1 protein-coding gene is annotated in these 217 nt (G+C 46.5%); it reads left to right on the top strand.

Annotated features, from left to right (window positions below; genetic code table 11):
- Positions 1-217, top strand: a 217-nt coding sequence (locus RJ01_RS15390) for an NAD(P)H-dependent oxidoreductase (RefSeq protein WP_034171723.1), incomplete at both ends; no start/stop codon positions are given.

Raw genomic sequence — 217 nt, 5'->3', positions numbered from 1 at the left:
GAGCATCCAAAAGTAAAAGAACTGCATGAGCTTTTAGCATGGTCAGAAGGCATGGTCTGGTGTTCACCTGAACGCCATGGTTCTATGAGTTCAATCTTTAAATCTCAAATCGACTGGATTCCACTGGCAGGAGGGGCAATCCGTGCTACCCAAGGTAAAACTCTTGCCTTGATGCAAGTCAGTGGCGGATCACAGTCATTTAACAGCCTGAACCAGA

It is taken from the genome of Acinetobacter sp. YZS-X1-1, from assembly GCF_000804305.1.
GTDB lineage: Bacteria > Pseudomonadota > Gammaproteobacteria > Pseudomonadales > Moraxellaceae > Acinetobacter > Acinetobacter variabilis.
Note: the sequence above shows the minus strand (reverse complement) of the source record. Positions and strands in the feature narration are given on the sequence as shown.